At 73.0% G+C, this 23498-nt stretch carries 14 protein-coding genes; 5 read left to right on the top strand and 9 right to left on the bottom strand.

The genetic code is table 11. The features are described from left to right. Positions 1 to 70: 70 nt before the first annotated feature. Positions 71 to 2707: a bifunctional acetaldehyde-CoA/alcohol dehydrogenase gene (gene adhE, locus ABTZ17_RS17435; RefSeq protein WP_352196497.1), complete on the bottom strand. Its 2637-nt coding sequence runs from the start codon at positions 2705 to 2707 to the stop codon at positions 71 to 73. A gap of 290 nt (positions 2708 to 2997) precedes the next feature. Between adhE and ABTZ17_RS17430 the strand changes: the two genes are divergently transcribed. Beyond that, complete coding sequence (locus ABTZ17_RS17430; RefSeq protein ID WP_352196496.1) at positions 2998 to 3900, top strand: alpha/beta fold hydrolase; 903 nt, start codon at positions 2998 to 3000, stop codon at positions 3898 to 3900. Between the two features lie 127 nt (positions 3901 to 4027). Here ABTZ17_RS17430 and fxsT read toward each other — a convergent pair whose 3' ends face one another. The 3 genes from fxsT to fxsBH form a co-directional block, all read right to left on the bottom strand. Then, positions 4028 to 7969 carry an FxSxx-COOH system tetratricopeptide repeat protein gene (gene fxsT / locus ABTZ17_RS17425; protein WP_352196495.1) on the bottom strand — a complete coding sequence of 1314 codons (3942 nt, stop codon included), beginning with the start codon at positions 7967 to 7969 and terminating at the stop codon, positions 4028 to 4030. After that, the gene (locus ABTZ17_RS17420; protein ID WP_502994719.1) at positions 7953 to 9353 is read right to left on the bottom strand and encodes a TIR-like protein FxsC; all 1401 of its coding nucleotides are present in this window, start codon (positions 9351 to 9353) and stop codon (positions 7953 to 7955) included. The genes fxsT and ABTZ17_RS17420 overlap by 17 nt, the downstream gene beginning before the upstream one ends. A 221-nt stretch (positions 9354 to 9574) precedes the next feature. After that, entirely contained in the window at positions 9575 to 11839 is a 2265-nt protein-coding gene (fxsBH, locus tag ABTZ17_RS17415; protein WP_352196494.1) for a radical SAM/SPASM protein FxsBH, inactivated beta-hydroxylase extension form, read from the bottom strand. Between the two features lie 490 nt (positions 11840 to 12329). On the opposite strand from fxsBH, the gene ABTZ17_RS17410 reads away from it, so the two are divergent. Then, positions 12330 to 13286, top strand: a complete 957-nt coding sequence (locus ABTZ17_RS17410; protein WP_352196493.1) for a DUF4231 domain-containing protein — start codon at positions 12330 to 12332, stop codon at positions 13284 to 13286. A 39-nt stretch (positions 13287 to 13325) separates the two neighbouring features. Here ABTZ17_RS17410 and ABTZ17_RS17405 read toward each other — a convergent pair whose 3' ends face one another. From ABTZ17_RS17405 to ABTZ17_RS17395, 3 genes are all read right to left on the bottom strand, one after another. Next, positions 13326 to 13805: a hypothetical protein gene (locus tag ABTZ17_RS17405; RefSeq protein ID WP_352196492.1), complete on the bottom strand. Its 480-nt coding sequence runs from the start codon at positions 13803 to 13805 to the stop codon at positions 13326 to 13328. A 119-nt stretch (positions 13806 to 13924) separates the two neighbouring features. Then, the gene (locus tag ABTZ17_RS17400) at positions 13925 to 14809 is read right to left on the bottom strand and encodes a S1 family peptidase (RefSeq protein ID WP_502994718.1); all 885 of its coding nucleotides are present in this window, start codon (positions 14807 to 14809) and stop codon (positions 13925 to 13927) included. A 557-nt stretch (positions 14810 to 15366) separates the two neighbouring features. Further along, positions 15367 to 16671: a DUF5685 family protein gene (locus ABTZ17_RS17395; protein ID WP_352196490.1), complete on the bottom strand. Its 1305-nt coding sequence runs from the start codon at positions 16669 to 16671 to the stop codon at positions 15367 to 15369. 279 nt (positions 16672 to 16950) lie between these two features. Between ABTZ17_RS17395 and ABTZ17_RS17390 the strand changes: the two genes are divergently transcribed. Then, positions 16951 to 17388, top strand: coding sequence for a cell division protein SepF (locus tag ABTZ17_RS17390; protein ID WP_352196489.1), 438 nt, complete (start codon positions 16951 to 16953; stop codon positions 17386 to 17388). 64 nt (positions 17389 to 17452) lie between these two features. Here ABTZ17_RS17390 and ABTZ17_RS17385 read toward each other — a convergent pair whose 3' ends face one another. Next, a complete protein-coding gene (locus ABTZ17_RS17385) occupies positions 17453 to 18649 on the bottom strand; it encodes an acyl-CoA dehydrogenase family protein (RefSeq protein ID WP_352196488.1) in 1197 nt (398 codons plus the stop codon). 67 nt (positions 18650 to 18716) lie between these two features. Further along, positions 18717 to 20450 carry an MFS transporter gene (locus tag ABTZ17_RS17380; protein WP_352196487.1) on the bottom strand — a complete coding sequence of 578 codons (1734 nt, stop codon included), beginning with the start codon at positions 20448 to 20450 and terminating at the stop codon, positions 18717 to 18719. Between the two features lie 260 nt (positions 20451 to 20710). On the opposite strand from ABTZ17_RS17380, the gene ABTZ17_RS17375 reads away from it, so the two are divergent. Together ABTZ17_RS17375 and ABTZ17_RS17370 are read left to right on the top strand one after the other, a co-directional pair. Beyond that, positions 20711 to 21832, top strand: coding sequence for a putative hexosyltransferase (locus ABTZ17_RS17375; RefSeq protein ID WP_502994717.1), 1122 nt, complete (start codon positions 20711 to 20713; stop codon positions 21830 to 21832). A 226-nt stretch (positions 21833 to 22058) separates the two neighbouring features. Then, the gene (locus tag ABTZ17_RS17370) at positions 22059 to 23102 is read left to right on the top strand and encodes a phosphatase PAP2 family protein (protein ID WP_352196485.1); all 1044 of its coding nucleotides are present in this window, start codon (positions 22059 to 22061) and stop codon (positions 23100 to 23102) included. Positions 23103 to 23498: the final 396 nt, after the last annotated feature.

Below are 23498 nucleotides of genomic sequence, written 5' to 3'. Positions count from 1 at the left end.
TGACGCTTGACGGTGCAATGTGACCGGTGGGGTTACAGCGTCACCTGTCGCGTTGCGGTGTGAGGCCTCACTACCCGGCGCTCTCTCCGCCCTCCTCCGCCGGGGCGCCCTCGCGGGTTCCGTAGTACGCCTGCCGCATCAGCTGCTGCATGTCGTCGATCATCGGCATCCGCGGGTTGGCGGGGGCGCACTGGTCGGCGTAGGCGTTCATGGCCTGCTGGGGCAGGGCCGCCAGGAACTCCCGCTCGTCCACGCCCTCCTCGGCGAAGGAGGCGGGGATCCCGCACTTGGCGCGCAGCTCCTCCACGGCCCGGGCGTAGGACTCGACGCCCTCCTCCGGGGTGGCGGCCGGCAGGCCCAGCATCCGGGCGATCTCCTGGAAGCGCTCCGGGGCCCGGTAGACCTCGGCCTTCGGCCACGGGGTGGCCTTGTGGGAGACGGTGCCGTTGTGCCGGATCACGTGGGGCAGCAGCAGGGCGTTGGTGCGGCCGTGGGCCACGTGGAAGGTGTTGCCGAGGGTGTGGGCCATGGCGTGGACCAGACCGAGGAAGGCGTTGGCGAAGGCCATGCCCGCGACCGTCGAGGCGTTGTGCATCTTCTCGCGGGCCTCGGGGTCGTTGGCCCCGTCGACGACGCATCGTTCCAGGTTCTCGAAGATCAGCTTGATGGCCTGGAGGCAGAGCCCGTCGGTGTAGTCGTTGGAGTAGGCGGAGACGTACGCCTCGGTGGCGTGGGTCAGGGCGTCGAAGCCGGAGTCGGCGGTGACCGTGGCGGGCAGCCGCATCGGGAGGACCGGGTCGACGATGGCGACGTTCGGGGTCAGGGCGTAGTCGGCGAGCGGGTACTTCTGGGCGGCGGCGGGGTCGGAGATCACCGCGAAGGGGGTGACCTCGGAGCCGGTGCCGGAGGTGGTCGGGATGGCGACCATCTTGGCCTTGTCGCCCAGGGCCGGGAACTTGTAGGCCCGCTTGCGGATGTCGAAGAACTTCTCCTTGGTGTCGGCGAACTCGACCTCGGGGCGCTCGTACATCAGCCACATGATCTTCGCGGCGTCCATCGGGGAGCCGCCGCCGAGGCCGATGATGGTGTCCGGTCCGAACTCCCGCATCATCGCGGCGCCGGCCCGTACGGTGGCCAGCTCCGGGTTGGGTTCGACGTTGTCGATGACCTGGATGCTGACGGCGCCCTCGCGGGCCCGGAGGATGTCGGTGACCTTCTGCACGAAGCCGAGGGCGACCATGGTCTTGTCGGTGACGATGGAGACCTTGGTGATCCCTTCCATCTCGCCGAGGTAGCGGATGGAGTTGCGCTCGAAGTAGATCTTCGGGGGGACCTTGAACCACTGCATGTTGTTGTTGCGCCGTCCGATCCGCTTGACGTTGATCAGGTTGACCGCGGTGACGTTGTTCGACACCGAGTTGTGGCCGTAGCTGCCGCAGCCGAGGGTGAGCGAGGGCAGGAAGGCGTTGTAGACGTCGCCGATGCCGCCGAAGGTGGAGGGCGAGTTGGCGATGACGCGGACGGCCTTGACCCGGCGCCCGAACTCCTCGACGAGCTCCTCGTCCTCGGCGTGGATGGCGGCGCTGTGGCCGAGCCCGTGGAACTCCACCATCCGCGCGGCCAGGTCGAGGCCGTGGGCGGTGTCGCGGGCCTTGAGGGCGGCCAGGATCGGGGAGAGCTTCTCGCGGGTGAGGGGCTCGCCCTCGCCGACCTCGTCGCATTCGGCGAGGAGGAGGGAGGTGCCCTCGGGGACGGTGAACCCGGCCTGTTCGGCGATCCACTGCGGCGACTTGCCGACGACCGCGGGGTTCAGCTTGGCCCCGGCGCAGTTCACGGCGTGGGCGGTGGTGCCGAAGACGAACTCCTCCAGCTTGGTCTTCTCGGCGGCGGTGACCACGTGGGCGCCCAGCCGGCGGAATTCGGCGATGCCGCGCTCGTAGACCTCGGCGTCGAGGATGACGGCCTGCTCGGAGGCGCAGATCATGCCGTTGTCGAAGGCCTTGGACAGGACGATGTCGTGGATCGCCCGGCCGAGCTTGGCGCTCTTGTGGACGTAGGCGGGGACGTTGCCGGCGCCGACGCCCAGGGCGGGCTTCCCGCACGAGTAGGCGGCCTTGACCATGGCGTTTCCGCCGGTGGCGAGGATGGTGGAGACGCCCGGGTGGTTCATCAGGGCGCCGGTGGCCTCCATGGAGGGCTGCTCGACCCACTGGACGCAGTCCTCGGGGGCGCCCGCGGCCACGGCGGCGTCCCGCACGATCCGGGCGGCCTCGGCCGAGCAGTGCTGGGCGGAGGGGTGGAAGGCGAAGATGATCGGGTTGCGGGTCTTCAGGGCGATCAGCGCCTTGAAGAGGGTGGTCGAGGTCGGGTTGGTGACCGGGGTCATGGCGCAGACCACGCCCACCGGCTCGGCGATCTCGGTGATGCCGTTCAGTTCGTCGCGGTGGATCACCCCGGCGGTCTTCAGGCCGCGCATCGAGTTGACCACGTGCTCGCAGGCGAAGAGGTTCTTGACGGCCTTGTCCTCGAAGAGGCCGCGGCCGGTCTCCTCGACGGCCAGGCGGGCGAGCTCGCCGTGGGCGCCCAGCGCGGCCAGGGACGCCTTCTTGACGATGTGGTCGACCTGCTCCTGGTCGAACGTCGCGAACCGGTCGAGCGCGGTGAGTGCTCCCCGCACCAGTCCGTCAACCATCTCGTTGGCCTCCATCGCAGGAACTCCTTCATCGCGACCCGTTTTCCTGATGTCTCAATTCCACACCCGAAAGCGGAAGCGGAGGCGCCGATAAAGCCCCTTCCCGGGGGGCCGAAAGTCCGTACCGACACCTTGCCGGGATCCTCGCACCCGTGCTGAACTGCGAGAACGACAGGGGACCAAAGACCCGTGTGCGCTTGTGAAAACTTTCACAAGAATTTCCCGGAGAGTGCGCCCTACCGCACCACCGGCCGCCCGAGGACAATCGCGATGACGGCCTCAACCGACCCGAGGGAGGGAGCCGCGTGCGCAGTCGGATCCGCACGGCGGACGGGCGGCACCTGATGACGGAAAGCCTCGGCGACCCCCGCGGCAAACCCGTGTTCCTGCTCCACGGCACCCCCGGCAGCAGACTCGGACCGGCCCCCCGCGGCATGGTCCTCTACCAGCGCCGGATGCGGCTGATCACCTACGACCGGCCCGGCTACGGCGGCTCCGACCGCCACCCCGGCCGCAGCGTGGCCGACGTCGCCGCCGACGTCGCCGCGATCGCCGACGCCCTCGGACTGGAGGAGTTCGCCGTGGTCGGCCGCTCCGGCGGCGCCCCGCACGCCCTCGCCTGCGCCGCCCTGCTGCCCGACCGGGTCACCCGCTGCGCCACCCTGGTCGGCCTGGCCCCCCGCGACGCCGACGGACTCGACTGGTTCGAGGGGATGACCAGCCACAACGTCCGCGAGTACACCGCGGCCACCGTGGACCCGGCCGACCTCGCCGCCCGCCTCATCCCCCGCTCCGACGCCATCCGCCGGGACCCCGGCCGGCTCCTGGAGGAACTGCGCCTGGAACTCACCGACAACGACCGGGTGATCGTCTCCGACGCGGGCCTGCGCCTCATGCTGGAGCGCAACTACCGCGAAGGACTGCGGCAGTCGGCCTACGGATGGCTCGACGACATCCACGCCTTCTCCACCCCCTGGGGATTCGACCCGGCCGACATCCGCTGCCCCGTCCTGCTCTGGCACGGGGAACAGGACGTCTTCTCCCCCGTCGGCCACTCCCGCTGGCTGGCCCGCCGGATCCCCGGCGCCACCGCCGACTTCGAACCCACCGCCGCCCACTTCGCGGCCTTCCGGGCCCTGCCCGAGGTCCTCACCTGGCTGATCCGCGGCCTCTACCCGCCCCGCGCCCCGGAACGCCGCTCCGCCTGAACCCCCGCCCCGCGTCCACGACCGACGGGGCGGCGGCCGACCGGAGGGGACGGGCCCCGAAGCCCGCCCCTCCCCCACCGCCCCCGCCGGTCCCCACCGGCCCCCCGCCGCACGCTCCCGCGCGCCCCTACACCGCCAGCGGCTCCAGGTCCCGGTGCACCCGGCGCTCGTCCCGGGCGTACCGGGTCAGCCCGTGGTCCTCGCCGAGCAACCGCTGGAGCTCGGCCACCGTGTCCGCGCGCAGCCGGGCCGCCTCCTCCTTGCGGCCCACCCGGTCCAGGCTCACGGCCATGTTCGCCGCCCCCGCCAGGGTCTCCGGATGGTGCGGGCCCAACACCTCCCGCAGCCGCGCCACCGCCCGCCGCTCCAGCTCCAGCGCCCCTTCCGGATCCCCGAGGTCGGCGTGGGCGTTGGCCAGGTTCAGGGCGGCGAACACGGTGTGGGGATGGTTCTCCCCGAGCACCTCCCGCATCACCCGCACCGTCTGCCGCAGGAGCGGTTCGGCGGTCTCCGGGGCCCCGCACCCCCAGTGGAACACCGCCAGGTTGTTGATCGCGGCCAGGGTGTACGGGTGCCGCTCCCCCGGCACCTTCATGTACTCGTCCACCACCTCCTGGGCGGTGTCCCGGGCCCCGAGCGGGTCCCCGGTGGCGAACAGGTCCGAGGCCAGGTTCAGGTCGCAGGCCAGCAGGTCCGGATTGACCGAGGTGTACTTGGCCCGGTAGCGGTTCCGGGTGGCCGTGGTCAGCCGCAGCGCGTCCTCCAGCTGCCCGGCCCGGCGCAACGACACGGCCAGGTTCTTCGCCGCCGACAGCGTGCCCGGGAAGGAACGCCCCAGGGTCCGCTTGTACGTCTCGTACGCCCGGCTCAGCAGCTGCACCGAGTCCTCGTAGCGCCCCACCTCGCGAAGGTCGCGGGCCAGGTTCTGGGCCGAGGACAGGGTGTACGGGTGCTCCGGCCCCAGCACCTCGGTGCGCCGGTCGAAGACCTCCTGGTCGATCTCGCGGGCCCGGGCGTACTGGCCCACCATGCGCAGGTTCAGCGCCAGGTTGTTGGCGGCGGCCAGGGTCCGCGGGTGCGCCTCGTGGAAGATCTGTCCGAAGCCCTCGTGCGCGGCGGTGGCCAGGTCCATGGCCTTGCCGTACTGGCCGAGGGCGCCCAGGTTCATGGCCAGGCCGCTGGTGGTCATGTAGGTGTGCGGGTGGGAGGGTCCCAGCGCGGCGATCTGCCGTTCCAGGGTGATCTCGTCCAGCTCCTTGGCCTCCACGTAGCGTCCGCGCGAGCGCAGGATGTTGGAGAGGTGGAAGCGCAGGTAGAGGTACTGGAGGTCGTTGTCGCCGAGGGTTTCCCGCCAGGCGTCGCGGAGTTCGGTGCCCAGTTGGTAGGCGGCCTTGAAGTCCCCGCGCTTCCACAGGTAGCGGACCCGGTCGATGAGGAGGCGTCGGGTCTCCGGTTCCCGGCAGAAGCGGGCCTCGGAGGGGGTGAGGTGCGGCCAGATGGTGTGGAACCGCGGCCAGGTCTCCGGATTGTCTATCGGTTCGTCGTCGTCGGGCCGGGCCCCGGCCAGCACCCGGTGGACCACGTGCCGGGCCTCGCGCTGTTCCTCCTCGGTGAGCTGGGCCCGGATGACGGCCTGGACCAGGCGGTGCACCTGGATGCTGTTGCTGACCTGGTCCACCTTGGCGAGGGCGAAGCGCCCGATCTCGCGGATGACACGGCCGAGGACCAGCTTCTCCTGGAGGGAGGGGTCGTAGGGCTTGAGGGCGTCGATCATCTCCTTGCTGTAGAGGAGGTTCGCGGAGATCGGTTCGGGGGCGAAGAAGGCGCAGAGCTGGAGCAGGCGGACGGCCGCGGGCGAGCGGGTCTGGAGGCGTTCGATGGAGACGTTCCAGGTGGCGGCGACCGGTTCGGGGTAGCCGGCGGGCTGGTTGAGGGCGAGGACGCGGGCCGCCTGCTGGGCGAGCTGTTCGAGGTAGGAGGCCACGGGGGTGGCGGTCTCGGCGATCCAGGCCCCGGCCTGTTCCACGGCGAGCGGGAGGTCCCCCACGGCGGTGGCCACCTGGTCGGCGTCCTCGGGGCCGAGTCCGGGGGCCCGTCGCCGGAGGTGTTCCACGGACTCCTCGCGGAGGAACACGTCCACGGGCAGGGCGTCCCCGTACTGGGACCAGCTCTGGTTCCGGGAGGTCACCAGGACGTGCCCGGGGCCGCCGGGCGGGAAGAACCGCTTCAGGGCCTCCGGGTCGTCGGCGTTGTCGAAGACGAGGAGCCAGCGGGCGGTGGGCACCCCGCGGCGCAGCAGGTCGATGGCCTCCTGGGAGGCGGCGGACATGTCCTCGCCGGTCTGCACGCCCAGGCGGACGGCGAGTTCGGCGAGTCCGGCGACCACGTCGTCGATCTGCTCGGAGGAGATCCACCAGACGAGGTCGTAGTCGGCCATGAAGCGGTGCGCGTACTCCAGGGCGACCTGGGTCTTGCCGACGCCGCCGAGTCCGAAGAGGGTCTGCGGCTGCGGCAGGACCACGGAGATGCCGCCGCCGAGCTGGTCGCGCATCCGTTCCAGGACGATGGAGCGGCCGGTGAAGCCGGGGTTGCGGGGCGGGGCGTTCCAGATCTTGGGGACGGTGCCGGGGAACCGGGGGCCGGGGGCGGTGGCCTCGGCGAGTTGGACGGGGCGTTCCACGGCGCGCAGCAGGGCGGCGGTGGCGTGGGCCTCGTCCAGGCGGAAGAGGTCGACGGGGTTGCGGTCGGTGTGGGGGGTGCCGAGGCGGACGTCGCCGACGCGGAGCGGGACGAGGTGGCGGCGGCCGCCGGTGGGGTCCTCGGCGGCGGCGCGTTCGAGGACGTCCACGGCGCGGGCGGACTTGAGGTAGGCGCCGGAGAGGAGGACGACGGTGCGGGCCGGGTTGTCGAGGTGGAGGCCAGCGCCGAGGGTGTCGCCGGAGACCGGTTCGGCGGCTGCGTCCCGGGGGACGACGCGGAATCCGGCGCGGGTGAGGACGGATTCGATCCAGTCGGCCCACATGCGGTTCTCGGCGACGTAGGAGAGGAACAGGTCGGCGGGCAGGGCGGGGCGGCGGCGGGTGAAGGCGTCGCGGATCCGCAGCCGGACCTCGTCGCCCATGGCGGGCATGGTGGTGACCTCGCCCTCGGAGACCACGGCGGTGAGCCGTTCGAAGGCGGAGAGCAGGGAGTTGGTGAGTCCGGCCTCGTCGCCGAAGGTGGCGAGGGTCTCCTCGTAGGCGTAGTAGGGGCGGTACGGGATCTCCACGGCGCCCCAGTAGGCGGTGGCCTCGTCGCCGGCGAGGCCGGTGGGGAAGCGGTCGAACTTGAGGCGGGCCAGGGCGCGTCCGGCGTCGGCCTTCTCCTTCTCGCCCTCGTCGATGCGCATGGGGACGGGGAAGATCCGGATGTCGCGGTCGCCGTAGCGGTCGCGGACCTGGCGGGCGACGGCGGCGGCCCCGTCGATGGACTGGTCGGAGAGGGTGAAGCAGTCCACGAGGACGTCGGGGAGGTGGAAGGTGCAGATGTCGGCGATGTCGCTGAGGCCGGTGCGGCTGTCGATGAGGACGTAGTCGTAGTGGGCCTTCATGTCGGCGCGTAACGCGTCGAAGAAGAGGCCGCCGCCGAGCCGGTCGTAGAAGTTGTCCCAGTCGAATGTGGAGACGGTGGCGGAGTACTCGCGGTTCTGGCGGCCGGCGGAGACGAAGTCGAGGGTGCCGCCCGCGGGGAACTCCCAGCCCAGGTTCTCGGGGGTGAGGGAGACGGCGTGCTGTTGGACGCGGGCGTAGTCGCGGTGCCAGTCGTCGGCGCGTTGCACGGGGCTGGTGGCGGCCCAGGCGTACTCGGTGATGAGGTCGATGACCCCGGTGGTGGCGCCGAGGACGGAGGGGTCGAGGAAGGGGTGGAAGAAGCGGTGCAGGCCGGGGGCCTCCAGGTCCCAGTCCACGGCGAGGACGCGTTTGCCGTTGGCGGCGAGGATCCAGGCGGTGTTGGCCAGGGCCATGGTGCGGCCGGTGCCGCCCTTGTAGGAGTAGAAGGTGACGACGCGTCCGTCACGACTGGTGGTCATCCGTGTCCTCCGCATCGGGGCCGTGGTCACCGAACTCGTCGTACTCGGGGAGCGCGTGTTCGCGGTGGGGCTTGTCGAACCGTGGTGCGGGGGGCGGGTGGCCGGCGGGCGGTGGGGGCGGGGGCGGGCCGCCGGTCATGCCCATGGGGCCGACGAGCCGGGGGCGGTCGGTGTGTCCGCCGCCGGTCGGGGGGTACACCTGGGCGTGTCTGAGGAACTGCTGGGCGGCGGCCTCGACGACCTTGGGCAGGATCTGTCCGAGGGTCTCCATGTTGTTGACGCCGTTCGCGGCGGCCCGGCACGCGGCCCGGCCCTGGCTCATCTTGACCGGCATGGTGTCTTCCAGCCGTTGGGTCAACTCCGTCTCCTTCGCGCGGCTCTGGTGGTCCATGCGGTTCCAGGGCACGACGACGCTGACCCAGGGGCGGGGGTCCTGGTCGAAGCCGGCCAGTCGCTGCCTGCGCTGTTCGTCCGCCATGGCCCAGCGGTCGACGAGCAGGATCTCGGGCCGGGTGGGGGGTTGTTTGCTGTCGAAGTGGCCGACCTCGTCGTCGAAGGAGGCCATGAAGGTGCGGTAGTTGAGGTTGCGGACGAGTTCCTCCGCGACGTGCGCCACCGGCCGGCGGGAGTCGGGGTGGTAGGGGTTCCAGTCCAGGGCGGAGTCCCCGTAGTACTCGTGGCTGCGGCCCTCGGGGAGTTCGTGGCGGGTGGCGGCGGCGACGGTGATCTGGAGGGTGCGGGCGGCGAGTCCGCCGCCCGCCCGACGGCCGGGTCCGAAGGCGCTGGGGACCACCCGGTAGTCCACCGGGCGGCTGGATTCCAGGCGGACGGACTCGGCGACGCGGACGATGCGGCGGGCCAGTTCGTACACGGCGCGCTCGTACTGTTCGGCGTAGGAGCGGAGTTTGATCAGCCCGTAGAGGCCGTCGGTGACGTAGCGGTCGCCGAAGGTGTTGTGGTTGAACTGGAGGCGTTCGGCCGGTCCGGGCAGCTGCTCGGGCGGGACGGGGACCCACAGGGCGGGCACGATGGCCTCGGCGGGCCGGTTGTGCAGGGCGCCGTGCCGGATGGCGCGCTGGGCGAAGGCGTACCACTCCTTTCCGCACATCTCGCTCGCGAAATAGCGGGGCGAGAAGAGCGGGACGAAGACGAGGCAGGAGGCGAGGGCGGAGCCGAGTCGTTCGGACCAGCCTTCGCCGGAGCGTATCTCGCGGTCCATGAATCCCGCGGGGGATCCCGCGGGAAGGTCCGTGAGGGCCATGACGTGCCCGCAGAGATCACGGAAGAGCCTCTCCACCCACATGTCGGGATCGGGTCCTCCCGGCCCGTACCTGGGTGTATGCGCATAACTGAGAAAGAAGTACGGCTGCACTGGTGAAGGCACACGACCCCCGTCCCGTGACTACTGCTCCCATCGGATGGGGCGAAGGAACATCATTGCGGAGCCCCTTCGCCACATCCCCCCAACCGTCAGTCATTCAACGCCCATTTTCGGTCATCCGGGCGGGGGCGCGTACCCGTTACGGACGGGAATTTTCCCACCCATTGCCGAATTCCTTGATCAGGTCCCGATCAGGCCCCGATCAGGTCCCGATCGGATGCCGATCAGATCCCGGCGGTCTTGAGTTCCCACCGCAAGTCCGTCACCAGAGCCTTTCCGGTGAGGGTGAGTTCCGCACATCCGGAAAGGCGGTCCAGGCTCCGTTGGAGGTCCGCGACCCCGGCTCCCCCGGCCGCTCCCGCGTCGGTCGCGCCGCGGGCCCGCCGCCACGCCTCGGCCGCCGTCTCCGCGTGGACGTCGGCGAGCAGCACGGACACTGGCACGGGCCGCCCCTCCCGCCACGGTGAGGGGTGCAGCCATTCCCCGTCGAGGGCGTACAGGTCCGTCACCTCGGTCAGGGCCCGCAGTCGGGCCCGTCGTACCCCGGTGAGGAGGGCGGGGGCGGTGTCCTCGGGCGGGGCGTCGCGGGGCAGTCCGAGGGCGCCGGGTCCGTGGCGTCGGGGTGCGGCCGGGCCGGGGGCGGCGGGGCCGTCGGCGAGCGGGGTGAGGGTGGTGAGCCAGGCGGCGGTGTGGCGGGCCTGTTCGGGGAGGGTGGCGGAGAGCAGGCTCCAGGCGGCGGTGAGGCGGTCCTGCCAGGCGGCGGCCTCGGTCCGGCCGAGGCGGAGTCGGGCCGGTCGGGGGAAGCAGTGGCGGTCGGGGTCGAGGTCGTCGAGGAGGACGCGGGGGCCTTCGGGGCCGGGCCCGGTCCAGGTCCGCAGGGGCTGCCAGCCGGGGGCGGGGCGGCCGGGGCGGAGGTGACGCCGGCCGGTGCCGGATCCGGTGGTGAAGCCCTCGCCGACCGCGCGGAGTTCGGCGTCGCCGGAGCCGGTGCGGAGGGTGCCGAGGGTGGGCAGGTGCACGGGGCCGGGCGAGGGGGGCAGCGGGGCGGGGTGCGGGAGCCGGCCGCGGACCACGGCGGCGGCGGCGAGGGCCGTCAGCCGGCGGGCGGCGCGGGGGCCGGCGGGGCGGCCGGCGCGCAGCGCGTCCAGGGCGGCGAGGAGCCAGGTCCGGGTGTACGGGTGGGCGAGGACGGGGTCGAGGGCCGCGGGGCCGTGTCCGTCGGTCTCGATCGCGCCGAGCAGTTCCCAGGCCCGCTGCCAGGCGGGGCCGCCGCGTCCGGCGAGTTCCTCGTGGAGGCGGGCCAGCAGGATGCGGGTGAGTTCGTGGTGGGAGGCGGTCAGCGCGGCGGGGTCCGTGAGCTGCGGGGCGGTGGCCTCGGCGGCGGTGCGTCCGGCGACTCCGTCGACGAGTTCCTTGAGGTCGGCGCAGTAGACGGAGGGGTTGGCGAAGCCGTTGTCGGCGCGGTAGCGGTGGGTGTAGAGGCCGCCGCCGCAGGAGCGGACCACGGGGCAGGCCCGGCAGGTGGGGGCGACGGCGGCGAGGCCGAGCTGGCGGGCCCGGATGCCGGGGTGGGCGGCGACCTCGTCGAAGGAGTGCCGGAAGACGTCGAATCCGGTGGCGGGGGCGCCGTCGTAGGCGCTCTTGAGGGAGTCGGCCTGTTCGAGGCTGCCGTCGGTCTCGACGACGATCAGATCGGTGGGGGCGAGGCCGAGGGATTCGGTGAGGCTGGGGCCGCCGGCGAGGGTGCTGTCGAGGGAGTCGAAGAGCCGGACGGGCACGGGGCGGCCGCGCCGTCGCCAGTGGTCGTGGGCGCGCAGCAGCCAGCGGGCGTACCCGTCGGGGGTGCCGTCGGGCCGCTCGGGGGGTGTCTCCCAGGTGGCGTGCGGGAGGAGCAGGTCCACGCGGGGCGGTTCGAGGGCGATGAGGGCGTCGAGGACGGCGACGGGGTCGTTGCGCACGTCGACGGTGCACAGGAGGCCCTGGTAGAGGCGGCGGTAGCGGTCCTCGCGGAGCAGGGCCACGGCCTTGAGGACCAGGGGGTGGCTGGTGCGGCCGTCGGCGAAGCGGCGGTGCCGGTCGTTGGCGGCGCGGTCGCCGTCGAGGGAGATCCCGACGCGTACGTCGTACTCGGCGAAGAGGTCGAGGAAGCGGGGGGACAGTCGCAGGCCGTTGGTGTGGAGGCGCAGGTCCAGGGCGGCCGTGCCGCGCAGGGCCCGGGTGAATTCCTCGCAGGCCCGGCGGAGCCGTTCGACTCCGGCGAGCAGGGGCTCCCCTCCGTGGAGGATGACGGTGACGGAGGGGAGCGCGTGGTCCCGCGCGTGGGCGGCGAGACGGTCGGCGGTCCGTTCGAGGACTTCGTCGGAAATCGATTTCGGACGGTTGCGCCAACTCTGATCGGCGTGTTCGTAGACGTAGCAATGATCACAGGCGAGATCACATCTGCTGTGGACTTTCAGGACGATCTCGCGAAATGCGATCAGGCCGCTCATTGCGCCAGTCTAGGGCCCTGTTCCGGGGCTAGAGAGCCGAGTTGAAGATCGGTTCCTGTACGGTGCGGCCGTTTTCCGACGGGAGGACCCGACTGAGGGCGACGGCCGCGGAACCCGCGCGGGTGTCGATCTCGGACAGGGGAACACGCCGGTTCTGCGCGGCGCCGGTCGGGAGTGCAGTGGTCTTCACGGCCGTCCTTAAGGAATGGGCATGGAAATGACAAGAGCTACGCGCTAGTGTCGGTGTGGACTTTACTCTTCTGGCCACTCTTGGCAACTGAGACATGACCCTCCTGACACCAGGTCAAGCGTTCTGGTTCCGGCTCGGATCGAACCGGCGGATCGAACGCTCGGACCGAGCCGTCGGATCGAGCGGTCGGCGGTCGGCACCCGGTCGGGTGGCCTTCCGCGCGGGTGGGGGCGGGACCGGCGGTGGGGCGCCGGATACAAGCGGACGGGGCCAGAACAGCAGACGATGGGGGCCGCTGTGATGGATTCGGCAGGATCGCTCGACAGCACGACGTTCCGGAACGAGGACCTTCCCGCGCTGTTCCACCACGCCGACGCGGCGGCGATCTCCCGACAGCGCGAGTCCACGCAGGCCACGCGGGGGCAGTTGTTCCTGTTGGTGGCCGCGGCCGCACTGGCGGCCCTGCCGTCGGTGCCGGTGGGGCCGCTCCGGTTGTTCGGGGCACTGAGCGCGATCGCGTACGCCGGGGTGCTGCTCATCGGGGTGCGGGCCACGCGCCGGCGGGCCCGGCCGCAGTGGCAGCTGAACCGTTCCGCGGCGGAGTTCATCAAGTCCCTCGCGTGGCGGTACGCGGTGCACGGGGCCCCGTTCGGTTCGGACCGGGGGGATCCGGAGGGCCTGTACCTGTCCCGGTTGGAGGCGGGGCTCGCGGAGTTGGGGAAGATGGGCTGGTCGGATCCGCGCGAGGGCGGGGACGTGCCGGGTGCGGAGCCGACCGGCATCGGGCCGGAGGTGCGGCGGGGCGGTGAGATCACCCCGGCGATGCGGCGGTTGCGGGAGCGCCCGTACGGGGTCCGCCGGGAGACGTACGTCCGGGACCGGCTGATCGAGCAGCGCAACTGGTACCGGCGGCGGACGGAGGTCTCGCGGCGGGCCACCGCGGTGTGGTCGTGGACCATCGTGTTGCTGACGGTGCTGGCGCTGTTCTTCTCGCTGCTGCGGGCGTTGGGTTCGGGGCCGGGCGCGGGGCTCTCGGGGTTGCTGAGCGCGGCGGCCGCGGCGGGCATCGCCTGGAACGAGATGCGCCGGCACCATCCGCTGATCGAGGCGCACAGTCTGATCGAGCAGGATCTCGCGGCGATGATGGTGGTGATGCAGACGACGGTCACCGAGGAGGGGTGGCCTTCGGCGGTGTACGAGACCGAGCGGTACGTCTCCCCGCAGCACACGGACTGGCTCGCCCGGCACAGCAGTTGACGGTGCCTCACGTGTGGCGCGGGGGTGGTGCGGGTGGGTTCAGTCCCGGTCGACGCCTTCGCGCCAGATGACGGTGACGGGTTTGCCGAGGCCGCGGGCGTAGGCCACGATGTCGCCGGTGCCACCGAGGCCGCGGGCCGGGCGGCCGTCCCAGACGGCGATCAGTCGGTCGCAGCTGTCGGCGATGAAGGTGCCGGCCGCGTAGTACGCCTCGTCGGTGGAGTGCGGGAAGCCGAGCCGGACCTCTTGTCCGGCCCGTGACTTGAGGCGCCGGTAGCGGGCCAGGGATTCGGGGGCGGCGAAGTCGCGCTCGTAGTCCTCGCTGGGGATGACCACGGTGAGGTCGGCCCCGCATTCCAGGGCGATGCCCGCGAAGAGCTGGTCGGCGCCGTCGGCGAGGCTGGAGAGGGCCTCCATCGGGCCGGGGTGTCCGCAGAGCAGGTCCCGCAGGCCCTCCCGCACGTGTCCGAGGAGTTCGGCGGGGATGCTGCGGTGGCCGGTGATCCCGATCCGTTTCATCTGGGCACGCTCCCCCCGTCGCCGCCGGAGCCGGACGCCCCCGGCCATCCTCCCAGAAGGCGGGGGAACGTCCAGGGGCGTGCGGGGGCTCGTGGTGCGGGGCGGCCGGGGGCCGGGGGTCAGTAGATGCTGACCCCGTAGGCGTTGAGGGCCTCGATCACCGGTTGGAAGAAGGTGGTGCCGCCGGAGGAGCAGTTGCCGCTGCCGCCGGAGGTCAGGCCCACCGCGCGGGTGCCGGAGTACAGGGAGCCGCCGCTGTCGCCGGGTTCGGCGCAGACGTTGGTGCGGATCATCCCGTAGACCACGTCGCCGCCGCCGTAGTTCACGGTGGCGTTGAGGCCGGTGACGGTGCCGCTGTGGGTGCCGGTGGTCGAGCCGCGACGGGTCACGGACATGCCCACGGTGGCGTTGGCGGCGCTGCTGATCTCCTGGTTGCCGACGGTGCCCGGGCGGGGCACGGAGGCGTTGTCGTAGCGCACCAGCCCGTAGTCGTTCACGGGGAAGCTGGAGCCGACGGTGGGTCCGATGGCGGTGGTCCGGGAGGAGTTCGTGTACCAGGTCCCGGCGCCGTCGGTGCAGTGTCCGGCGGTGAGGAAGTAGTACGTGTTGCCGCTGCGGACGTTGAAGCCGACGGAACAGCGCCAGCTGCTCGCGTACACGGCGTCGCCGCCCGACAGGAGCCGGGTGAGCTTGCCGGGGACGCGCTCGACGCGCAGGGCTCCGGCGTCGGCTCCGGCCTCGCGGCGGATCCGGTTCAGGTCGGCGGTGGCGACGGTGGAGTCGGCCGCCACGACGAGGGTGCCGGTGGCGGGATCGGTGTGCCAGGCGGTGCCGGCCACGTCGGCGCGGAGCACGGCGGCTCCGGCCGCGGCGAGACGGGTGGCGGTGTAGCCCTCGCGGTCGCTTCCGGTGGCGTTCGCCGTGGGGGCGGCGAGGGCCGCGACGGCGGCGAGTCCGGCTGCGATGGCGGTGAGCCGGGTGGGGGTGATGCGCTTGAGCCTCACTTCTCGTCCTCCCTGAGGGGTTCGGGGGCCCATGGTGGGGGTGCGCTGGACGGGAGTGTCCTGGCGTCGGTTTTGACCCGCAAGGGCGTCTTTCGGCCGTCACTCGCCCGCGGGTGCGGGCAGCGGACGGGTGTTCCCGGGGGTGGGGGAGGCGGATATGAAGGGGCCCGTGAGGGCGGGGGGAGGCGGCGCGGGGCGGTGGGAAACCGGGGCGCCGGCGGCGCGGGACGCGGGGCCGGCGGGTCCGGGACGGGTCCGGTCGTGAAGGGTGGCGCCCGCCTCGGGCGTCGGGGCCGGCGCCCCTCCCCCGAGGTGCTCGCCGGGCCGCCCCGGAACGGCCGGAACTCGACCTTCCGGGTCGGCGGCGGGTCGGCGGACGGTGGTCGGGGGGAGTGGCGCGCGAGGCGCGGGACCGCGCTCCGGCCGTCGGGCGGTCGGGGCGTGCCGGTGCCGGCGGGCGGTGCGGGCGCCGGTGCCGGGGGTGGTCATGCCGTCAGTTTCCCCACGGGACCGCCGGGTGGGCACCCGGCGGTACTCCGTACGGAGCCGATGGTCCCTCAGTCGCAGGGACAGCAGCAGCAGTCGCAGTTGCAGTCGCCGCAGCCGTCGAGGCAGTCGCAGTCCCGGCAGATCCCCTCGCGCTTCTTGCGGGACCAGGCGCCCTCGTACTCCTTGGCGCAGCAGACCTGGCAGGTGCAGCAGAGGCCGACGGCCACCGCGCAGCCCTCCCAGAAGCCGCGTCGGGGCGGACGTCCGGAGCCGCCGTGTCCGGAGCCGCCGCCGAAGCCGCCGGGCCCGCCGGCGCCGGGCGGCGGGGGGACCGCACCGTATCCGGCGGCGCCGCCCCCGTGGGGGCCGTTCCCGTAGGGGTTGCCCGGGTGCCCGCCGCCGCCGTACGGGTCCGCCCCGTAGGGGCCGCCGCCCTGGGGGCCGCCCGCGTACGGGTTGCCGCCGTGGGCGGCGCGGAGGGTGCCGGGGCCGGTGCCGTGGCCGGTGTGTCCGCAGGCGGTGGTGCCGAAGGCGCGGTCCACGGAGGCCCGCAGCTCGTGGACGAGGAGGCGGTGGGCGAGGCCGCCGTCGGCGAACTCGGCGTCGTGGAGGGCGAGCCGGATGCCGTGCAGGGCGTCCTCGCAGAGCCGGCGGGCCTCGGCGTGCGGGGTGGCGGTGGCGGTGAGCGGGTTCCAGGCGCCGGCGGCGGCGTCCGCCTCGTGGTCCTCGACGGCGTCGAGGAGGTGGGCGAGGCGTCCGAACAGGCGACCCGCCTCCCCCAGCGCGGCCGCGTTGCCGGGCCGTCCGGCCAGGACCGCGGTATGGGCGAAGGCGGCCGCGGTGGCGGTCTCGGTGGGCTCGGTGACGGTGAGGAGCGGGGTGCCCGGTCCGGCGAGGGCCTCGATGCCGGGCTGGCGGTCCACGGCCTCGACGAGCACGGAGGTGTCGAAGCCGAGGGCGGAGCCGGTCCGGGCGCCGGCCCGGTCCCAGCCCCGGGCCACGGTCCGGGCGGCCGCGGCGAGCGGGGCCCGGGCCAACAGGCCGTCCCGATCGGCGATGTGATCGCGCATCTTGGCGGAGGCCAGCACCAGGGAGACGGCGGCGGCGAGCCGGGCGCCCTCGCCCCGGGCCACGTCGGCGGTGCGCATCCCGCGCAGCGGGCAGGGCCCGGCGGTGCGGCGGGTGGCGGGGCCGGAGCCGGTCTGAGCCTCCGTCAGGACCGAGACCAGCAGCCCGTCGTAGTTGGTGACCACCCGGGCCAGCTGTCCGTGGTCGGCCCGAAGTGCCAGGCAGAGCCCGCAGAGATGGGCCGTCCACTCGGCCTTGTAGCGCTCGCCGAGCCGGTGCGTGCAGGGTCTGACGATCCCGAACATTGGTGTTCCCCCCGTGTCGTACGCGTGTGGCCGGAATCGTATCCCCAGCCCGTTCCGTCACCCGTACGCACGCCGCCTCACCCGGATGGCGCGACGGGTCGTATTTTCACTCAGACAGCAGTCGTAGGCGCCTGCTCCCTTACCGGGGCCTGAGCCGTTCTGCACCAGAACCGTCACGAAACCCCTGCGCGGCGCCTATCCACTTGGCGGACTGTCAGCATCATGGACGACCATAGGGAGTGCGGAACCAAGAACAGACCGCGGTGAAAGGAGGCGTCCATGGGTTCGGTGCGCAAGGCCAGTGCCTGGCTGGGTCTCGTCGAGGACAGCGACGACGAACGGTACTACGACGACGAGTACGCGGAGGCTCCGAACGGTTCCCAGGACGCCTGGGTGACCGACCCGCGGGTCCGGGTCGCCTCCGACTCCGCCGTCGGCCAGGGCCGCCGGATCGCCACGGTCACCCCGGACGGCTTCCGGGACGCCCGCGGCATCGGCGAGCTGTTCCGGGACGGCGTCCCGGTCATCGTCAACCTCTCCTCCATGGAGTCCGGCGACGCCAAGCGCGTGGTCGACTTCGCGGCCGGTCTGACCTTCGGCCTCCGCGGCTCGATCGAGCGGGTGGCGGCCAAGGTCTTCCTGCTGACCCCGGCCGACACCCAGGTCGTCAGCGGCGAGGGCGGCCGCGCCGCCGACGGCTTCTTCAACCAGAGCTGAGCGGGGCCCTCACCGGCGGCAGCCCGGGGCGACGTCCGCGACGGGTCCCGCCGGACCGCACGGACTACCGGAAGGCGTCGAGGCCGGTGAGCGCCTTGCCCAGCACCAACTGGTGCATCTCCACGGTGCCCTCGTAGGTGAGCACCGACTCCAGGTTCGTCGCGTGCCGCATCACCGGGTACTCCAGCGAGATCCCGTTCGCCCCGAGGACGGTGCGCGCGGTGCGGCAGATCCCGATGGCCTCGCGCACGTTGTTGAGCTTGCCGAAACTGATCTGCTCGGGCCGCAGCCGCCCGGCGTCCATCCGCCGCCCGAGGTGGTGGGCGAGCAGGATCCCCTTGTGCAGCTCCAGGGCCATGTCGGCGAGCTTGGCCTGGGTCAGCTGGAAGCCGCCGATCGGCTTCCCGAACTGCTCGCGGGTGCGCGCGTAGTCCAGCGCCGACTCGAAGCTGGCGCGGGCCGCCCCCATCGAGCCCCACACGATCCCGTACCGGGCGTGCCCCAGGCAGGTCAGGGGCCCCTTGAGGCCGGTGACCCCGGGCAGCACCGCGTCGGCGGGCAGCCGGACCCCGTCCATCACCAGCTCGCTGGTGACCGAGGCGCGCAGCGACCACTTGTGCTTGATCTCGGGCGCCGAGAACCCGGGGGTGTCGGTGGGCACGGCGAACCCGCGCACGCCCTCCTCCGTCTGCGCCCAGACCACGGCCACCGAGGCCACCGAGCCGTTGGTGATCCACATCTTGCGGCCCGTCAGGATCCAGTCGGAGCCGTCCCGCTTGGCGTGGGTGCGCATGGCGGCCGGGTCGGAGCCCACGTCGGGTTCGGTCAGGCCGAAGCAGCCGATCAGCTCGCCCGCGGCCATGCCGGGCAGCCAGCGCCGCTTCTGCTCCTCGGAGCCGTACTTCCAGAGGGCGTACATGGCGAGGGAGCCCTGGACGGAGACCAGGGAGCGGATCCCGGAGTCGGCGGCCTCCAGTTCCAGGCAGGCCAGGCCGTACTGGACGGCGCTCGCGCCCGCGCAGCCGTAGCCCTCCAGGGTCATGCCGAGGGCGCCGAGGGAGCCGAGCTCGCGGGCCAGTTCGCGGATCTGCGGGAGCTCCCCGCTCTCGTACCAGTCCGCGACGTGCGGCAGGACGCGGTCGGCGGCCCAGGAGCGGACGGTGTCGCGGACCGCGAGCTCCTCGGGGTCGAGGAGGTCGTCGATGCCGAGGGGGTCGGCGGGGTCGAAGGCCGACGGCTTCGGTGCGGACGGAGCGGACACGGCGGGGCCTCCCGGCGGGCACGAAACTAGCAGTGTGAGTTTCCTGGTGTGCGGCCGACGTTACGGCTCAGGGTGCCGTGCGTCCAGAGCGTGCCGGTTCGCCCCGGTCGTGCCGGGTCGGGCCGGGGACGCGGGCGCGGGCGGCGGCCGGGCGGGCGTGACGGGTCTGGGCGGGCAGGACCGTGACGGTGCGGCGTCCGCAGGCGGCGCGGGGGGTGTCGGCCGTCTCGCCCGGGGCGGGCGCGGGGTCCGCGGCGCGGGGCAGGCGGAGCGCGGCGAGCGCGCCGAGCAGCAGCAGGGCGGCGCTGACGTACAGGGTGAGGTGGAGGCCCTGGACGAAGGCGTGGCGGGCGGCGCGGTAGAGGGAGGCGCCCGCGGGGCCGCCGAGTCCGGCGGCGATCTGGTAGGCCTCGCCGAGGGAGTGGCCGGCGGCGGCGCTGTCGGCGGGGGCGACGCCGGGGACCTCGCGGAGGGCGGGCGCGTAGGCGGCGTTCATGACGCTGCCGAGGAGGGCGATGCCCATGCCCGCGCCGAGCTGGTAGGAGGTCTCGCCGATGGCGGCGGCGCCGCCGGCCTGTTGGGCGGGGGCCTCGCTGAGCATGGACTCGTAGGCGCCGAAGAGGGTGGTCTGGAGGCCGAAGCCGAGGAGCACGAAGCCGACGCCGAGGAGCCAGGGGCGGTCGTGCTGGCCCATGAGGGTCAGCAGGAGCACGGCGAGAGCGGTGAGGGTGAAGCCCAGGGAGACCATCAGCCGAGGGCCGATGCGGTGCAGGACCGCGGAGCCGGCGACTCCGGCGGCCATGGCGGCGAAGGTGAGGGGCAGCAGCCGCAGTCCGGTCTCCAGGGGGCCGAGGCCGAGGACGAGCTGGAGGTACTGGACGGCGATGAGCTCCAGGCCGACGAGGGCGAGCATGGCCAGCACGATGCAGCCGACGGAGGTGGAGAAGGTGGCGCGGGAGAACATCCGCATGTCGATGAGCGGGTGCGTGCGGCGTTTCTGTCGGCGGACGAACAGCACCAGCAGGAGGGCGCCGAGGGCGAGCGGGAGCAGGGCCGCCGGGTCGAGGAAGGTCTGCGCGGCGCCGGCCCGCTTGACTCCGAGGACCGCGCCGAGGACGCCGCCCGCGGCCATGAGGGCGCCGAGCACGTCCCAGGGTCCGTCGGCGGCGCCCCGGGATTCGGGGAGCAGCCAGCGGGCGGCGGGCAGCAGCAGTGCCATCAGCGGGATGTTGATGAGGAAGACGGATCCCCACCAGAAGTGTTCGACGAGGAAGCCGCCGAGGACGGGGCCGGTGGCGGCGCCGATGGCGGCGACGGCGGTCCAGATGCCGATGGCCACGGCGCGTTCTCGGCGGTCGGGGAAGACCTGCCGGATCACGGACAGGGTGGCGGGCATGATCATCGCGCCGCCGACGCCGAGCAGGACCCGGGCGGCGATGAGCACCTGGGCGTCCTGGGCGAGGGCGGCCACGGCGGAGGCCACGCCGAAGAGGGCGTAGCCGAGGAGCAGGATGCGGCGGCGGCCGACGCGGTCGCCGAGGGTACCGAAGAGGATGAGGAGGGAGGCGCAGACCAGCGGGTAGGCGTCGACGATCCACAGCAGCTCGATGGAGCCGGGGCGCAGGTCCTCGGAGACGGAGGGCACGGCCACGTGCAGGATGGTCGCGTCGAGGGCGACGAGGAGCAGGCTGACGCAGAGGACGACGAGGACGGTCCAGCGGTTGCCGCCGTCGGCGGCCGCGGTCAGGCGCTGCCAGGGGGAAGGGGTCCGGCGGGCGCCGGCCGTCTCGGTCCCTGACATGTACGTACCTCCCGGTGATCCCTCGCACTCGGCGGACCAGCTTCGTCGGTTCTGCCACGCCACGGTTCGGGCGGGGTGTCCCACGGGGTCCGGCACCGGCACGCGAGGAACCGTCAGCGTACGCGAGTTCGCTTCCGGTGCGCGTGGCCAAGCTCTCACCCCGCGGGCCGCCGGAGTGTGGCGTACGCCACCCGCCTGCCGCGCGTGCCGGGCCGGTGACCTGTGGTGACCGCGGGTCCGGTCCGGCGCCACCGATAATCATGCCCGTGAAAGATCTTGCAGTTCGTCGGGCCGCGCCCGCGCTCGCCGTGTTCGCCGCGATCCGGTTGCTGGGGCTGATGGTGCTGGGCGCGTGGAGCGCGGTGGAGGGCAGCAGTCCGCACACGCTCCTGTCGGCCCGCTGGGATTCGCTCTGGTACACCCGGGTCGCGGAGCTGGGGTACGGCTACGAGGTGGTGCTGCCCGACGGTGCCGTCCATTCGAACCTGGCCTTCTTCCCGCTGCTGCCGTGGCTGGAGCGGGCGGTGTCGGCGCCGACCGGTCTGTCGTACGCGGATTCCGGGCTGTTGGTGTCCGGGGTGGCCTCGTTGGCGGCGGCCTGGGGCGTCTTCGCGGTGGCGGACCGGCTGTACGGGCCACGGGCGGGGCTGCTGGCGGCGGCGCTGTGGGGGGCGCTGCCGGTGGGGATCGTGCAGTCGATGGCGTACAGCGAGTCCCTGTTCACCGCGTTGGCGGCGTGGTCGCTGTACTGCGTGCTGAGCGGGCGCTGGGTGCCGGCCGGGCTCCTGGCGGCGGCGGCCGGGCTGACCCGCCCGGTGGGGGCCGCGGTGGTGGCGGCGGTGTGGGTGGCGGTGCTGCTGCGGCTGCGGGCGGGCGAGCGTTCCGGGCGGATGGTCGCGGGGGCGGTGCTGGCGCCGCTGGGCGCGGCGGGCTACGTGCTGTGGGTGGGGGCCCGGACCGGGGGCGGCCTGTTCGGGTACCTGGACGTGCAGGCGGGTTGGGGGAACGGTTTCGACGGCGGGTCGGCCTTCGCGCGGTTCGTGGGGGGCCGGCTGGCGGCGGGCGGGGCGTCGACGGCGGCGGGCCTCGGGCTGGTCCTCGGGGTGGCGCTGGTGCTGTGGCTGTACGTGCTGGGGGTGCGGCGGCGGCAGCCCGTTCCGCTGCTGGTGTACTGCGGGATCGTGGTCGCGCTGGCGTTGTGCGCCTCGGGGTACTTCGGTTCGAAGCCGAGGCTGCTGCTGCCGGCCTTCCCGCTGCTGCTGCCGCCGGCGGTGGCGCTGGCCAGGTGGCGGACCGGGCGGGCCGCGGCGGTGGTGGGGGTGTTGGCCGTGGGGGCGGCGGTGTACGGGGCGTTCTGGTTGAACGGATCCGGCCCCCCGTAATACGGAGCGTTCAATTCCGAATACCGCGCTCAAAACGATTCCGCACTCGGGATAAAGGCCGGACGGACCGGGTCCGCAATTCCGTCGGATCTGCGCGCGAGAGGCAGGAAGACTCGCGGATTCCCAGGAATAAAGGCCCCCGTGAGACCAAGTCCACATCACATGGTCATCACAAACCCCGCGATTCGTCGGGGTCGCACGCGCACGCGCGGTAACGTCGATTGACGTGCGTACCGATCTAATCTTCACCCGTCTGGAGCGGGTCTTCGCCCGCCTGGACCGGGAAGCCGAACGCCCGGCTCATCTGCAGGTACCGCGGATGAGCCGGCACCGTGTCGTGCTCTTCTCCGCCACCCTCGCCTTCTACCTGGCGATCATCGTGGCGGTGCTGACCACGTCCTGGCTGGTCCGCCTGGACTGGCAGGTGATGTTCTGGCGCCCGTACGAGCAGTGGCCCGAGCTGCACGCCTTCCTGGACTACCTGGTCGTCCTCGGTCAGCGCGGCCCCACGGCCGTGATGGTCGCGGCCTGGCTGGGCTGGCGGTCCTGGCGGCAGCACACCCTGCGCCCGCTGATCACCCTCGGCGTGGCCCTGCTGCTCCTGAACGTGACCGTGGGCGCCGTCAAGCTCGGCCTCGGCCGGCTCGGCCCGCACTACGCCACCACGATCGGCTCGGCCGAGCTGTTCGCGGGCGGGGATATATTCCCCTCCGGCCACACCGCCAACGCCGTCGTGACCTGGGGCATCCTGGCGTACCTGGCCTCCACCGTGCGCACCCGCCGCAACCTGTCCGTGCTCTCGGCGGTCGTGGCCCTGAGCGTCGGCGCCACCACCGTCTACCTGGGCACCCACTGGGTCAGCGACGTCCTGCTGGGCTGGGCGGCCGGCCTGCTGATCCTGCTGGCCCTGCCCTGGTTCGAGCCGCTGATCGCCCGCGTGGAGGCGTTCGTCTTCGAGCTCCGCGAGCTGGTGCGGGCCCGTCGCGCCGGCGCCGGAGCCCCCGCCCTGGCCCCGGTACGCCCCTTCGCCACCCGCGCCAAGGTGTTCGTGGAAAGGGTCGCGGCCGGCCCCGAGGAGGAGGCCCTGCACGCCGCGGGCCTGGCCACGGGCCGCGGCCCCGCCCGCACGCCCGGCCACCTCGCCGCCCGCCCGCACCTGATCCGCTCCGAGCGCACCCCGCTCACCCCGGCGGGCAGCCGCCGCCCGGCCCACGCCCACACGGAACGCCCCGGCCGCAGCGCCGCGGCCCGCCCGGTCACGGGCAGCTGACCCGGAGCGCGGGACGGTACGCACCCCCGCCCGCGCCCCACGACACCGCACGCCACTCGCGCCGCGACCCGACCTCCGGGCCGCGGCGCGAGTGCGTGGGGGGGCGGAGGGAGGAGGCGGGCGGCGGGGGTCAGGTGTCAGGCGTGCGGGCGGGGAGGTACGGGGTCCTCCGCGACGCGGCCCGAGGGGCGGGCGACACGCACGGGGCTTGGGGGGCACGGGGCACACCTCACGGGGCGCGGAACGCGACACGGGAGGTGCGCCCCGGCCCCGGACGGCCCTCCGGGCGCGGGCGGCGGGAGCCGACACCGGCCCGCCGACGGGAGCTCCCCCCGGTCCGCCGCCGCCCCGGAAGACCGCTCCCCCACCGACTCTCCCCCGCCCGCCACGCCCGGC

The sequence above is a fragment of the Streptomyces sp. NPDC097619 genome, assembly GCF_040302735.1.
Lineage (GTDB): Bacteria > Actinomycetota > Actinomycetes > Streptomycetales > Streptomycetaceae > Streptomyces.
The sequence above is the reverse complement of the archived record's forward strand: the minus strand, read 5'-3'. Positions and strand labels throughout refer to the sequence as shown.

Bases quoted from the DNA above. Each gene is read 5' to 3' on its own strand.
- adhE (WP_352196497.1), bottom strand. From the start codon at position 2,707: ATGGAGGCCAACGAGATGGTTGACGGACTGGTGCGGGGAGCACTCACC.
- fxsT (WP_352196495.1), bottom strand. From the start codon at position 7,969: ATGACCACCAGTCGTGACGGACGCGTCGTCACCTTCTACTCCTACAAG.
- fxsBH (WP_352196494.1), bottom strand. From the start codon at position 11,839: ATGAGCGGCCTGATCGCATTTCGCGAGATCGTCCTGAAAGTCCACAGC.
- ABTZ17_RS17410 (WP_352196493.1), top strand. From the start codon at position 12,330: ATGGATTCGGCAGGATCGCTCGACAGCACGACGTTCCGGAACGAGGAC.
- ABTZ17_RS17405 (WP_352196492.1), bottom strand. From the start codon at position 13,805: ATGAAACGGATCGGGATCACCGGCCACCGCAGCATCCCCGCCGAACTC.
- ABTZ17_RS17395 (WP_352196490.1), bottom strand. From the start codon at position 16,671: ATGTTCGGGATCGTCAGACCCTGCACGCACCGGCTCGGCGAGCGCTAC.
- ABTZ17_RS17390 (WP_352196489.1), top strand. From the start codon at position 16,951: ATGGGTTCGGTGCGCAAGGCCAGTGCCTGGCTGGGTCTCGTCGAGGAC.
- ABTZ17_RS17380 (WP_352196487.1), bottom strand. From the start codon at position 20,450: ATGTCAGGGACCGAGACGGCCGGCGCCCGCCGGACCCCTTCCCCCTGG.
- ABTZ17_RS17375 (WP_502994717.1), top strand. From the start codon at position 20,711: ATGCCCGTGAAAGATCTTGCAGTTCGTCGGGCCGCGCCCGCGCTCGCC.